Raw genomic sequence first — 13,367 nt, forward strand, 5'->3', positions numbered from 1 at the left:
TTGTTTAACCAAAAAACATATTTCAACTACACAATTTATAAATATAAATTTAAAAATTATGAAATTAAAGAAAATATTTAATCACTTATTGGTTGCTTTCTTAGTATTCCAATTTCTTTCTTGTGATAATAAAGAATCACTAGATTCTCCATTTAACGCTACTCCATCGGAACGATTAAATGCACAACAAAAAGAGCTTAATGACCTATTAGAATCCGCACAATATGGATGGAAAGCTGTTTATTTTACAGATACTACACAATTGGGAGGTTACACACACTTATTTAAATTTAAACAGGGAAAAGTAGACATGGCCTCAGATTTCGATAGCGATACTGGAACGTATTCTAGCGAATACAGCATCGAATTAGGAAGTACAGTAAGTCTTGTTTTTACAACAAAAAACAGAATACATTTATTGTCTGATTCTAACAATTATCCTGTAGCAAGTTTGAGAGGAAAGGGGTACAAAGGAGACTTTCAATTCCTTTATTATGGTAAAGAGAATGATCAAATCATTTTCAAAACGAATAGAAGTTTTAAAGAATTGCGTTTTGTAAAAGCTACGGCCGAAGACTGGTCAAACTTAGCTAAAAACATCGCTATGATCCCTAATGTTATTGGTAGTAACACAAGACCTCTATTCAGGCTTCTCGAAACTTTCGATGGTTCAAAAACAAGTCAATTTGATTTTAATTTCACTGGAGCCACTAGGTATGCAACAGCTAATTCGATAGAATCAGGTTCTAACATGACTAGTAATATGGGTATCGCTTACACGCCAACTGGTATTATTGTAAGTCCGCCTGTCAAAGTTGGTAATCAAAAACTAACCGACTTTACTTATGATAGTGCGAGCGGAGCCTTTACTGCCACAGGAACAAACAATGTTACTGCAACCATCAAGTATAGTAACAAACCATTAATAATAACAGATGATTACAAAAAGTTATTAGCAGGAAATCCGAATAATGTATATGCATATATTTACGACTTAACAAATACTGCCTCAACTAATTCATTACTATTCAATACCATTTTGACCGAACTTAAATTAAGTTTACCAGCCGGAGCTCAACTAACTAGAATACAGCCTTGGTTTAATAATCCTGATGGTAGTAACTATATTGAATATCGTTTTGGAAATGCTACAGGAGCAACTATTGCCAGATATTACCATTATTTTACTGTTAAAGAAGACGCTACAAATAAAGTTATTATCCTAAATCCTTTACAATGGAAAACTAGTACACTGGGTACTGCGCCTGTAATTACAGCACCTGCTTTTCTAAAAAAACTAGATGACCAATTAATGAATCCAAACGGTTTGTATTTTATTAAACAAGGTGGACTACCTTATCCTGCATTTACGTTGACTGGATTTAATAGCACTTTTAGAATGACGGTATATCCATTTCAATAAATTATAATCTTAAATAAAAAATTATGAAAAAAATAATCTTAACAACTAGTATCCTAATTTGGATAAATTCTTTTGCTCAACAAACTAATAATGACTCAAAAGATTGTCTTGCTTTTGATAGAGAAAAAGCAGAATGGGTTGCTGTTAAATGCTCCGAATATGGATTCTTAATGAAATCAAATACGGGGTTCGGTACAAACTCAACAAAACCAAATCAATATCTATATCCGCCTGAAGAGTCTAAAATTTTGGAATATTCACCTTCAGCTGAAGAAGTTGAAGGACTAAGCCTTTTACAAATTTTAATTTTACGCTTTGGGGGCAATCCAGGATGGAGTCCTTTAATATTTTAAAATGTTTAGCATATAAAAATCAAAAAAGGTGATTAAAAAGTATTAAGCTTTACTTTTTACTATGATTATTTTTTTTAAACTTTACTGCTAAAAAATAAAAAAAACATAAGCTCGCAAAAATAAATTTAATATTTACGGGCTTATTTTTACAAATGTACTAATACACATAAAGCAACTCAAATTGAGTTGCTTTATTATTTTAATCTTATCTGATGAATCAATTTTTACAATTTATAAAACTTAACTTAGAAGAAGCAACTTCACAGTAAACGATTCAAATAAATATTCATGAATTAAAATAAGCACTCCTATTAAAGAGAAGTTTTTTACAATGTCTTATAATATTTTTTGATATTTTAGCATCAAATAACAATATTATGCCATCCGACTGTATCAGCTTTCAAAATTCTGGGTATTTTTCCTCATTAATCAATGACTATTTAGACCAAAAACCAAACGTACAGCCTTTGTACCATCGATTCCCAACTCTTGAAAACTTTGGCACTCAAATAGATGAAAAGAAAGCCAACTTTGATGACTCTAAAAGAGCTGTTTTAGTTGCTTCTCTAGAATCCCAATATGCCAAAATAAATGCTTCTGAGACTACGCTTCATAACATTAAACTGTTAAACCAATCGAATACGTTTACGATTACAACAGGTCATCAACTGAATTTATTCACTGGGCCTTTGTATTTTCTATATAAAATCATTTCAACCATCAATCTGACTAAGGAATTACAACAAAAATATCCTGAACAAAATTTTGTTCCAATATATTGGATGGCTACCGAAGACCACGATTTTGAAGAAATCAATTACTTTACTTTTAAAGGAAAAAAATTCTGTTGGAACAAAGAAAGTACTGGACCAGTAGGCCGATTATCTACAGAAGGTCTTGAAGATTTTTTAACCATTTTTGCGCTAGAATTAGGAAGCAGTACCAATGCCGAAAAGCTAAAAACACTATTTCAAGAAGCTTATTTGAAGCATCCCAATTTAGCTGATGCGACCAGATATTTAGCCAATGCTCTATTTAGCGATTACGGATTAGTCATTTTAGATGCTGATGATGCCAATCTAAAAAGACAATTTATTCCGTTTATTAAGGAAGAGATACTTAATCAAACGGCTTTTTCAAAAGTGAATGAAACTATCCATCAAATGGGTAATTATACCGTTCAAGTCAATCCTCGTGAAATCAATTTGTTTTATATAGAAGACAACTTGAGAGAGCGTATTATTTTTGAAGACGGATTGTACAAAATAAACAATACTAAAATTCAGTTTTCAGAACAAGAACTACTCGCTGAATTGGAACTCCATCCTGAAAAATTCAGCCCCAATGTAGTGATGCGTCCTTTATATCAAGAAGTTATTCTACCAAATCTAGCCTATATTGGTGGTGGTGGAGAAATAGCGTATTGGTTAGAATTGAAATCATTTTTTGATGCAGTAGAGGTGACTTTTCCAATACTCATTGTACGTAACTCCGTAGTATTGGCTACTGAAAAACAGCTAAAAAAAGCCGATGCCTTAGCCTTGACTTGGAGCGATTTATTCCAAAAACAAGCGCAATTAATCAACAACAAAACCAAACAATTATCCGAATTCGCCATCGATTTGAGCGATTTGAAACAGCAATTACAACAGCAGTTTCAAGCTCTCAATGAACTCGCTTACAAAACCGACCGAACTTTTGAAGGCGCCGTAAAAGCGCAAGAAGTAAAACAAACCAAAGGACTAGAACAACTTGAAAAACGATTGCTAAAAGCACAAAAACGAAAATTAGCCGATAGTTTGAGCCGAATCACAGCACTTCAAAATGAACTTTTTCCTAACCAAAGTTTGCAAGAACGTCAAGCTAATTTTGCTGAATTTTATTTAGAAAATGGTGAACAACTACTTCCAAAACTGATCCAAAAAATACAGCCACTAGCAACGCATTTCACAATAATAACATTCTAAAGCATATAGATTGTTAATTAAATTCGTCTTTTACTAATCGGAATTGATAAAAAAGTATATTTTTGCTCCGAATTTAAAAAAAACCAAATAATGACTACGAATAGAACATTCACAATGATCAAACCTGATGCTGTAGCAAACGGACACATCGGAAACATTTTAGCAATGATTACCAATGCAGGTTTCAAAATTGTTTCTTTGAAATTAACGCAATTAACAGTTGCTGATGCAGAAGCTTTTTACGCTGTACACGCTGCAAGACCTTTTTACGGAGAATTAGTAGCATTCATGTCTCGTGGTCCTATCGTTGCTGCCATTTTAGAAAAAGAAAATGCAGTGGAAGATTTCAGAACTTTAATCGGAGCGACTAATCCAGCTGAAGCTGCAGAAGGAACTATCCGTAAAGCTTACGCAACTTCTATCGGTGAAAATGCTGTTCACGGTTCTGATAGCGACGAAAATGCTGCTATCGAAAGTGCTTTCCACTTTGCTGGAAGAGAGCAATTCTAAATCAGTGTTCAGTAAACAGTTTTTAGTGGGCAGTAAAATGCACTAAAAATAATTATCTCATAAAAAAATCCCATTTTGCTATAAACAAAATGGGATTTTTTATTACCTGAAAATTATAATTCAATAAAGAGTATATAGTCGCTACAGCAAACTGAATACTTATTACTGACCACTGAACACTCACATTCTACCTCAACACCACATCTCTAACCACATCACGACGCAATTCCTCATTAATCATGGCAATTATTTTCGATTTCCCGTGACTCAATTCCTCCCTCAGTACTGAAGACGTTAAGGCAACATATAATATATTACCTTTCAAAACCACATCTTGAGTATATGAATTTACACCATTGCCCATCAAATTTTTCCAAGCCTCACGAACATCAATCTGATTAAGACCTGTTTGCAATTTATTCGCCTCAATAATATGCTTCAACACATCCCCTACCGTATTCTGATTATTTAGTCGTTTTGCCATTGTCAATAATTTTTATCGGACCTGTTTTTTTATAGTGATACTCTTTTTGCTCTGCATTTTTTAAGACCAATTCCTTTGCATCAATCTTTATCAATTCCTCTGACCATTGCGCAAAATCAGTCTTGAAATCTAGAAAAATTTGATCATTTTTCTCTCGAACACGAATCGTTTCTACCAAATCATTCGCCTGAAACGTACCGTCCAATTGCGGCATTACTTTCTTTCTAAATCCAGTATCGCCTTTTATTTCAAAATAATCAAAACTATCATTGCTCGGGTATTCTTTATCCGCACCCTCTTCAAAAACCACCTTCTCAATCTCCCAATACCCATTCAACAAAGTCACCGATTCTTTCTCAACTTTAGATTGACACCCTAAAAAAAACAAACAAAGGGTTACTACTACAACTACTTTTTTCATAGAATATTTTTAATTTTTATAAGGAGCTATTTCCTGCTGTCCACTATATCTTGTCGTCCCGAACCCCGGGACCACAAGGATGCCGTTCCCATCAGGGCTAGAAAAACAGTGTACAACAACACGTCTACTCTAATTACAAAGTACGCGTAAATCAAGTAAAGAAACAAAGAAAAACAGTTCGCATTCCACATTTTAAAACAAAAAGGAAAGCAACTAAAAGAAAATTAAAAAGATGGAAAAACAATAAATTAGTATAGAAAAAGCAAGGAAAAATCAGCTTTTATCAAATTTTACTTAGCACTAAACTTCTTGTAAATACCAATTAAAAAAAGAACCCCGCCAGCTCCTAGAAAAAAGCCATACGCATAATCCATTTTACCTCTAACAAAATTAGCCAAGACAAGACAAATCATACTGATGAAGTACAAATATAAAGGGCTAAAATTTTTCACATCAAACTATTTAAAGAAAGAATCTACGAACTCATACTTATTAAAGACTTGTAAATCTTCAATTCCTTCACCTACTCCAATATATTTTACTGGAATCTGGAACTGGTCCGAAATACCAATAACAACGCCACCTTTGGCCGTTCCGTCTAATTTAGTAACCGCAAGAGAAGTAACTTCGGTAGCAGCCGTAAATTGTTTGGCTTGTTCAAAAGCGTTTTGACCTGTAGAACCATCTAATACCAAAAGTACATCATGAGGCGCATCAGCAACCACTTTTTGCATCACACGTTTCACTTTTGATAGCTCATTCATTAAATTGATTTTATTATGCAAACGTCCAGCGGTATCAATAATCACAATATCGGCATTTTGTGCCACCGCTGATTGCAAAGTATCAAAAGCTACAGAAGCTGGGTCACTTCCCATCTCCTGACGCACTATAGGCACTCCAACACGATCTGCCCAAATTTGTAACTGATCGATAGCTGCCGCACGGAAAGTATCCGCCGCTCCAAGAACAACATTGTATCCTGACTTTTTAAACTGATAAGCCAATTTACCAATAGTAGTGGTTTTACCCACTCCATTTACGCCTACCACCATCAATACATAAGGTTTAGTATTGATTGGTACTACAAATTCTGAAGCTTCTCCGTTATTAGTTTCAGATAACAAGCCAGCAATTTCTTCTTGAAGAATCGCATTTAACTCATCAACCCCTAAATATTTATCTGCTGCAACACGATTTTCAATACGTGTAATAATTTTCAAAGTAGTAGCAACTCCAACATCTGAAGCTACTAAAATTTCTTCTAAATTATCAAGCACATCATCATCTACTTTTGACTTACCGGCAACAGCTTTTGTTAATTTTGTAAAAAAATTAGTCTTTGTTTTCTCGAGTCCTTTATCTAAAGACTGCTTCTTATCGGAGGAAAAAATACGTTTAAAAAAACTCATTTGGGTTAGTTTAAGTAGGTCATGAAAAAAATCACTGCAATATTTGAAAGCGTAAATATAAAAAATAAAAAAGCTACTTCCGAAAGAAAGTAGCTTTTATATAAATTGTATGAAAATTATTTCTTTTTCAAGAATTCATCAACTGCTTCAGGAGCCATAATAGATTCTACGAATGTATATGCACCAGTCTTAGGAGATTTCACCATTTTAATGGCTTTTGATAATCTCTTAGAAGCGGTTTGTAACGATGCTACGGTTTTCTTTGCCATGATTCAAATGTTATTTGTATTTTAAAAATCTCTAATTAAACAATTGAGACTTTAAAACCACTTGTTATTACTTAATTTCTTTGTGAACAGTTACTCTTTTCAAGATTGGATTAAATTTTTTAATCTCTAATCTGTCTGGAGTATTTTTTTTGTTCTTTGTTGTGATGTATCTTGAAGTCCCTGCAACACCAGTTGTTTTGTGCTCAGTACATTCTAAAATTACTTGGATTCTATTACCTTTCTTTGCCATCTTGCTATATAGTTATTATTGGAAAAAGATTATTTGATAAATCCTTCTGATTGCGCTTTTTTCAATACAGCAGCAATTCCATTTTTATTAATTGTTTTTATCGTAGATGCTGCTACTCTAAGAGTAATCCATCTATCTTCTTCTGGAAGATAAAAACGCTTTTTCACTAAGTTTACAGAAAACTTTCTCTTAGTTTTATTCATAGCGTGAGAAACGTTATTTCCTACCATCGCTCTTTTACCTGTAAGGTCACAAACTCTTGACATTATCTTATCTTTTATCGTTATTCAAAATCAGGGTGCAAAGAAAAGAAAAATAAACGGATGAAACAAAAAATTATTACACATTTTTTAAAATTTCTTTTTGCATCATTTCCAAACTCTTAGTTACCGCTCTATCGATAACTTTCTCACGGGGCTGACCAAAATTAAACGCTTCCACTAGTACACCATTTGGTGTAGCCAAGGCAATAAAAACACTACCAACACTAGCCTCAGAGTCACCTTTTGCTGGTCCAGCATTACCAGTAGTCGCAATAGCATAATCCGTTTGGAATATTTTTTGAGCATTCACCGCCATCTCTTTTGCCACCTCTCCACTAACCACACTATGCTGTTCAATCGTCTCAGGACACACTTCCAACAACTTAATTTTCATCGCAGTAGCATATGCCACCACACTCCCTTTATAGTAACCAGAAGCACCAGGAACACTTGCGATTAATTGTGCTATTTTACCTCCCGTACAACTTTCAGCCGTAGCGATTGTCCTATTTTTTTGAACTAACATACGACCAACAACAACTTCCAAAGTTTCTTCCTCATCAAACCCCACAATAATATCACCAATAAGATTTTGTAAAGATGCCAACAAATCGTGCAACGCCGCTTCCAAAAAATGCTTATCTTTTCCTCTTGCCGTCAACCGTAAACGCACCCGACCTGGAGCTGGCAAATACGCTAAGCTCACAAAGTTAGGCAAATCATCCTCCCATTGCTCAATGCGTTCAGCCACCAAACTTTCGCCTTGACCATAAGTAAGCACCGTTTTATGTATAATAAAGGGACGCTCATATTCGCTAACTATTTTAGGTACCACTTGATAATCCACCAAATACTTCATTTCATAAGGCACACCAGGCAGCGATACAAAAACGGTATTTTCTTTTTTGAGCCACATTCCCGGAGCCGTACCCACTTCATTATGCAATACCGTAGCCTTCGAGGGCACCAAAGCTTGGTCGATATTCATTTGCGAAGCTTTTCGCTGTAATGCTTTTTCAATTAAAGCTACAACATGCAACTCAACCTCAACATTACGAATAAGCGTATCTTCAAAATAATCACAAATCGTTTTTTTAGTAATATCATCTTTTGTCGGCCCTAAACCACCAGTAATCACCACCAACTCCACCTTATTCTGCAAAGAAGCAAACGTATCCAAAATAGCTTTTCTATCATCACTAATAGAAAGCATCTCTTTAACCTCAACCCCTATTCGATCCAGTGCTTTTGCAATGTAAGCTGAATTGGTATCAATAATTTGCCCAATAAGAATTTCGTCACCGATAGTAATTATGGCTGCTTTCATATACTAATAAAATTGAAATGAATATCCTTTTCGAATCAGCTGTTACAAGTCAAAATCCTTTTTGATTTCCTTAATAGCATCTTTTACTCTTTTTTTGAGGCTCTTGAAAGTTTCTATAATATCTTTTTTTCGACCTTCGGTTTTAGTCCAAGCTTCTATTTGAAGAATTTCTTCAAATGCGACATTTAATCCGATTAAATCAAGAGTAGGTTTGGTCTTGTGCGCGTAGGCGTATGCTAATTTATGATCGCTCTCATCAATTCCTTCTTTGATTTTTTTCAAATCTTCTGGAACTTCAGTAACAAAAAGAGTTAAAATTTGCAACACAAATTCTGGATCATTGTCCGAAAGCGCATACACTTTGGAAAGGTTGTATTTTAAAGCCATTATTTTACTTGTATTCTAAATAATTGTTGTCCTTCTAAAAATCCTTCTAAAACATCATTGGGTTGCACAGCAGCAACTCCAGCCGGTGTTCCCGTAAAAATGATATCTCCTATTTTCAACGTAAAAAACTGCGAAACATAAGCAATCAACTCATCAATAGACCATAACATATGACTAGAACAACCTTTTTGAACGCTTTGTCCGTTATTAGTTAACTCAAATGTAAGATTTTCAAGTGAACTAAAGTGAGTTTTAGGCAAAAAATCTCCAATCACTGCCGAACCATCAAAAGCCTTTGCTTTTTCCCAAGGCAATCCTTTTTGTTTTAGTTTTTCCTGTAAATCTCTTGCCGTAAAATCGATTCCAACACTAATTTCTTCATAATATTTATGTGCAAACTTAGGTTCGATGTATTTTCCAACTTTACTAATTTTTACAATCAACTCAATTTCGTGATGAATATCCTCTGAAAATTCTGGAATCACGAAAGGATGCTGCTTTAGCAAAATAGCCGAATCAGGCTTCATAAAAACCACTGGCTCCTCTGGACGTTCGTTTTTTAACTCTTCAATATGGTTGACATAGTTCCTGCCAATGCAAATTATTTTCATAACTTAAGTGAATAGTAATTAGTAAAAAGTAATTAGCAAACACATACTATTCACTAATTACTTTTCACTAATCACTCTATTTTGTGTTTAACCTTCTTAATTTAATGGCTGTAAGTACTTTTTTGGTATACAAAGGAAAATCAGCGTTTTGAATCCAGCTAAAATAACCAGGCTCCGACTCTAATACCTTTTCAACCTTAACACCTTTATGCTTTCCAAAAGTAAAAATCTCTTCATCGTCTTTATCAAAAGCAATCATTCCAGCGAAATCGGCTATTTTTTTTCTTGTCGTAAATTCGGACAACACTTTCATATCGTTTTCCAACTCAGGATAGCGATCCAATTGTGCTTTTAAAATTTCGTAAGTAGCCATCGTATCTGCTTCGGCTGAATGAGCATTTTCGAGTGAATTACCGGTGTAAAATTTCAATGCCGCTGCTAGCGTACGTTCTTCCATTTTATGAAAAATAGTCTGTACATCCACAGAAACTCTATTCTTCATATCAAAATCAACTCCCGCTCTCAACAGTTCCTCAGCCAATAAAGGAATATCAAAACGATCTGAATTGAATCCAGCCAAATCAGCATCCTTTATCAAATTGTATACCTGCGAGGCCAATTCTTTGAAGGTGGGCTCGTTGGCTACTTTTTCGTTAGTAATCCCATGCACCGCAGTTGTCTCAGCAGGAATAGGAATGGTTGGATTGACCAACCAGGTTTTACTTTCTTTGTTTCCGTTGGGGAAAACTTTAAAAATTGAAATCTCTACAATGCGATCTTTCCCAATATCAATACCTGTTGTTTCAAGATCGAAAAAACAAATGGGTCTATTTAATTTCAGTTCCATTTCATCCTATTATTTACAATTGCAAATATACTTTTTTAAGCAGGACTAAAAAGACTTCTCTTTAATAAAATGGAACAAACAGAATGAAATCCAAATCTTTACAAAAAAATTAAAATAAAAAAACCGACATAAAATACATTATGTCGGTTTTGGATTGTTAGTTTTTTATTAAAAATCCCTATTTGGATCAAATGCCTCTAAATATTCTGCTACCCTTTTCACAAAGCTTCCTCCTAATGCTCCATCTACCACACGGTGATCATACGAATGAGACAAGAACATTTTTTGACGAATTCCAATAAAATCACCTTCTGGTGTTTCGATTACCGCTGGCACTTTTCGAATAGCCCCTAGTGCCAAAATACCTACTTGTGGCTGGTTGATAATCGGTGTTCCAAAAACAGAACCAAAAGTTCCCACATTAGTAACTGTGTAAGTTCCTCCTTGTGTATCGTCTGGTTTTAATTTTCCAGCTTTCGCACGATTTCCTAAATCATTTACTGCTTTCGCCATACCTACCAAATTCAATTGATCGGCATTTTTAATAACAGGAACAATTAAATTTCCGTTTGGTAAAGCTGCTGCCATACCCAAATTGATGTTTTTCTTTTTGATAATAAAATCACCATCCACCGAAATATTCATGCCTGGAAAATCTTTCAAAGCTTTCGCCACAGCTTCCATAAATATAGGAGTAAAAGTCAATTTCTCACCTTCTCTCTTTTCAAAAGCAGTTTTTACACGATCTCTCCATTTTACAATATTCGTCACATCAACCTCAATAAATGATTGTACGTGAGCCGAGGTTTGAACAGAAGCTACCATATAACCCGAAATTAGCTTACGCATTCTGTCCATTTCTACAATTTCGTCTCCACCATTAACAGAAACTGGAGCAGCTTTTGTAGCAACAGGAATTGGCGACACAGACGACACTGTATCCACCATTAATGATGGTGTAGCAACCACTTTAGGTTGATTCCCTCTATTTTTAATATACTCTAAAATATCAACTTTGGTAATTCTACCCTCTTTACCTGTTCCAGAAATAGTTTGTAATTCTGCAACAGAAATACCTTCTTCTTTGGCAATATTTTTTACCAAAGGAGACAAAAACTTATCCGATTCCGTAAAATCTACTGGAGCAAGCACGGCTTCTTTAGCCAATTCAATTGACTTTTCGATTGCTACCACCTCTTCTGGAACTGCATTAGCAACAACAGATTCTGCAACTGCACCACCTTCGGTTTCAATAATAGCAATGGTTTGACCCACCTGAACCAAATCATTAATTTGAAACAATTGTTCTACTAATACCCCTGAAACTTCACTAGGCACCTCGCTATCCACTTTGTCTGTAGCAATTTCTAATACTGCTTCGTCTGCTTCAATTGTTTCCCCTACTTGTTTCAACCAATTGGTAATGGTTGCTTCTGCAACACTTTCTCCCATTTTTGGAAGTTTTAATTCAAATCTTGCCATATCAGTAACCTAAACGGTGTTTTTTATTTTCTGTTTGCGAAATTAACAAATAAATCGAATGTAAATTACATTTTATATAAATTATTCGGAATTTTCAAAACCGTACCTCTTTCGTTATTATTATCACTTCCTATTAAAAAATTAGAACTTTTAGGAAGAATTTTAAAAGCAAATCCTCTATTCTTTAGTAATTCCAAAAAAGCGATGCATTCTTGAAAAGAAATATAATTATTATCCAGAAGTATTTCGATTCCTTTTTCCTTTATAAAAGAAGACGAATTTACCATTTTTTCTCCTTTTAAAGCATGAAACGCCACTTTTTTTCCCAAAGCCAACTGTAATTCCTGCGCCACTTTTTCATCTTCAGAAAAAAGACAATAGGCATTGAATTCTTTTTTATGTTTTGGTTTTCCTTGAAACATTTTCAAAATGGAAAACAAAAAAATCCCTAACTCCATGAAAATTTCAAAGAAAATGGAAACTCTAAAATGTTTTTGATAAAAAAAACGCATGGCTTCTTGAAAGCGCTTCATGTAAGTACCATCTTTTACGGTACTTTCGCCTTTGTAATGCAAGACTGTCGTTTCGTGAAAATAAAAATTGTCTTTTCCTTTTTGTAACACCTGATAGGATAGGTCAATATCGTCAGAGTACATAAAGCAATTTTCATCAAAACCACCCACTTCTAAGTACAATTCACGAGAGAGGAACATAAAAGCACCCACTAAAATATCGACTTTACCGGTTTGATCAGGCTGTAAATGTTGCGCATAATACTTCGTGAAAATTGAAACAGAAGGAAACCATCTGTACAATCCCATGACTTTTGTAAAAGCCACCCAAGGCGTGGGAACCCCTCGTTTGCTTTCGGGTAAAAAATTCCCAGAACCATCAATGAGTTTTACACCAACAATGCCGAGATTTTTTTGAGCTTTGACAAAAGCCAATACCTTCTCAAAAGTATCTTCGGCTACGACGGTATCGGGATTCAAAATACAAAGATAGTCCCCTTTGGCGGCAGCAACTCCAATGTTATTGCCTTTTGAAAAACCCAGATTCTCTTTATTTTGAATCAATTGTATGGCTGGAAATCGGGTTTGCATCATCGCGCAACTATCGTCAGAGGACGCATTGTCGACCACAATAATTTCGCCATCGATATTTCCTAACGCTTTTTGAACACTAAGTACACATTGTTCCAAGAAATAGCGCACGTTGTAATTGAGAATGATAACAGATAATTGCATGATGCAAATATAATGAGATAAAATGCTTTCAAAAGCGTTACCAATCCTTCTTGTTATTAAAAGTCTATTACAACTATATTTCCGTATTTTTACCTTTCCCTTAGCATCAATGTT

General features: G+C 34.5%; 16 protein-coding genes. 4 read left to right on the top strand and 12 right to left on the bottom strand.

Annotated features, from left to right (window positions below; genetic code table 11):
* The first annotated feature begins 58 nt into the window (after positions 1-58).
* From BXU11_RS09465 to BXU11_RS09480, 4 genes are all read left to right on the top strand, one after another.
* The gene (locus tag BXU11_RS09465) at positions 59-1,423 is read left to right on the top strand and encodes a DUF4302 domain-containing protein (protein ID WP_078212362.1); all 1,365 of its coding nucleotides are present in this window, start codon (positions 59-61) and stop codon (positions 1,421-1,423) included.
* A gap of 23 nt (positions 1,424-1,446) precedes the next feature.
* Entirely contained in the window at positions 1,447-1,776 is a 330-nt protein-coding gene (locus tag BXU11_RS09470) for a hypothetical protein (protein ID WP_078212363.1), read from the top strand.
* Positions 1,777-2,153: 377 nt separating this feature from the next.
* On the top strand, positions 2,154-3,743 hold the full coding sequence (gene bshC, locus BXU11_RS09475; RefSeq protein WP_078212364.1) for a bacillithiol biosynthesis cysteine-adding enzyme BshC: 1,590 nt from the start codon (positions 2,154-2,156) through the stop codon (positions 3,741-3,743).
* Positions 3,744-3,833: 90 nt separating this feature from the next.
* Positions 3,834-4,253, top strand: a complete 420-nt coding sequence (locus BXU11_RS09480; protein WP_024980259.1) for a nucleoside-diphosphate kinase — start codon at positions 3,834-3,836, stop codon at positions 4,251-4,253.
* A gap of 187 nt (positions 4,254-4,440) precedes the next feature.
* On the opposite strand, the gene BXU11_RS09485 is transcribed toward BXU11_RS09480, so the two are convergent.
* From BXU11_RS09485 to BXU11_RS09540, 12 genes are all read right to left on the bottom strand, one after another.
* Positions 4,441-4,737 carry a DUF721 domain-containing protein gene (locus tag BXU11_RS09485; RefSeq protein WP_024980260.1) on the bottom strand — a complete coding sequence of 99 codons (297 nt, stop codon included), beginning with the start codon at positions 4,735-4,737 and terminating at the stop codon, positions 4,441-4,443.
* Positions 4,718-5,158 carry a lipocalin family protein gene (locus BXU11_RS09490; protein WP_024980261.1) on the bottom strand — a complete coding sequence of 147 codons (441 nt, stop codon included), beginning with the start codon at positions 5,156-5,158 and terminating at the stop codon, positions 4,718-4,720. The genes BXU11_RS09485 and BXU11_RS09490 overlap by 20 nt, the downstream gene beginning before the upstream one ends.
* Before the next feature lie 458 nt (positions 5,159-5,616).
* Positions 5,617-6,570, bottom strand: a complete 954-nt coding sequence (gene ftsY, locus BXU11_RS09495; RefSeq protein WP_024980262.1) for a signal recognition particle-docking protein FtsY — start codon at positions 6,568-6,570, stop codon at positions 5,617-5,619.
* A 116-nt stretch (positions 6,571-6,686) separates the two neighbouring features.
* Positions 6,687-6,839: a DUF4295 domain-containing protein gene (locus BXU11_RS09500; RefSeq protein ID WP_066310049.1), complete on the bottom strand. Its 153-nt coding sequence runs from the start codon at positions 6,837-6,839 to the stop codon at positions 6,687-6,689.
* Between the two features lie 67 nt (positions 6,840-6,906).
* On the bottom strand, positions 6,907-7,089 hold the full coding sequence (rpmG, locus tag BXU11_RS09505; protein WP_007805817.1) for a 50S ribosomal protein L33: 183 nt from the start codon (positions 7,087-7,089) through the stop codon (positions 6,907-6,909).
* Positions 7,090-7,118: 29 nt separating this feature from the next.
* A complete protein-coding gene (gene rpmB, locus BXU11_RS09510; RefSeq protein WP_024980263.1) occupies positions 7,119-7,355 on the bottom strand; it encodes a 50S ribosomal protein L28 in 237 nt (78 codons plus the stop codon).
* A 73-nt stretch (positions 7,356-7,428) separates the two neighbouring features.
* A complete protein-coding gene (locus BXU11_RS09515) occupies positions 7,429-8,679 on the bottom strand; it encodes a CinA family nicotinamide mononucleotide deamidase-related protein (protein WP_078212365.1) in 1,251 nt (416 codons plus the stop codon).
* A 42-nt stretch (positions 8,680-8,721) separates the two neighbouring features.
* Complete coding sequence (locus BXU11_RS09520; RefSeq protein ID WP_024980265.1) at positions 8,722-9,066, bottom strand: Hpt domain-containing protein; 345 nt, start codon at positions 9,064-9,066, stop codon at positions 8,722-8,724.
* Entirely contained in the window at positions 9,066-9,677 is a 612-nt protein-coding gene (locus BXU11_RS09525) for a fumarylacetoacetate hydrolase family protein (protein ID WP_024980266.1), read from the bottom strand. The genes BXU11_RS09520 and BXU11_RS09525 overlap by 1 nt, the downstream gene beginning before the upstream one ends.
* Before the next feature lie 76 nt (positions 9,678-9,753).
* Positions 9,754-10,524 carry a 3'-5' exonuclease gene (locus BXU11_RS09530; protein WP_078212366.1) on the bottom strand — a complete coding sequence of 257 codons (771 nt, stop codon included), beginning with the start codon at positions 10,522-10,524 and terminating at the stop codon, positions 9,754-9,756.
* A gap of 168 nt (positions 10,525-10,692) precedes the next feature.
* Positions 10,693-12,006: a dihydrolipoamide acetyltransferase family protein gene (locus tag BXU11_RS09535; protein ID WP_078212367.1), complete on the bottom strand. Its 1,314-nt coding sequence runs from the start codon at positions 12,004-12,006 to the stop codon at positions 10,693-10,695.
* 65 nt (positions 12,007-12,071) lie between these two features.
* On the bottom strand, positions 12,072-13,253 hold the full coding sequence (locus BXU11_RS09540; RefSeq protein WP_078212368.1) for a glycosyltransferase family 2 protein: 1,182 nt from the start codon (positions 13,251-13,253) through the stop codon (positions 12,072-12,074).
* Positions 13,254-13,367 lie beyond the last annotated feature (114 nt).

The sequence above is a fragment of the Flavobacterium sp. LM5 genome, from assembly GCF_002017945.1.
In the GTDB taxonomy this organism is placed as follows: domain Bacteria; phylum Bacteroidota; class Bacteroidia; order Flavobacteriales; family Flavobacteriaceae; genus Flavobacterium; species Flavobacterium succinicans.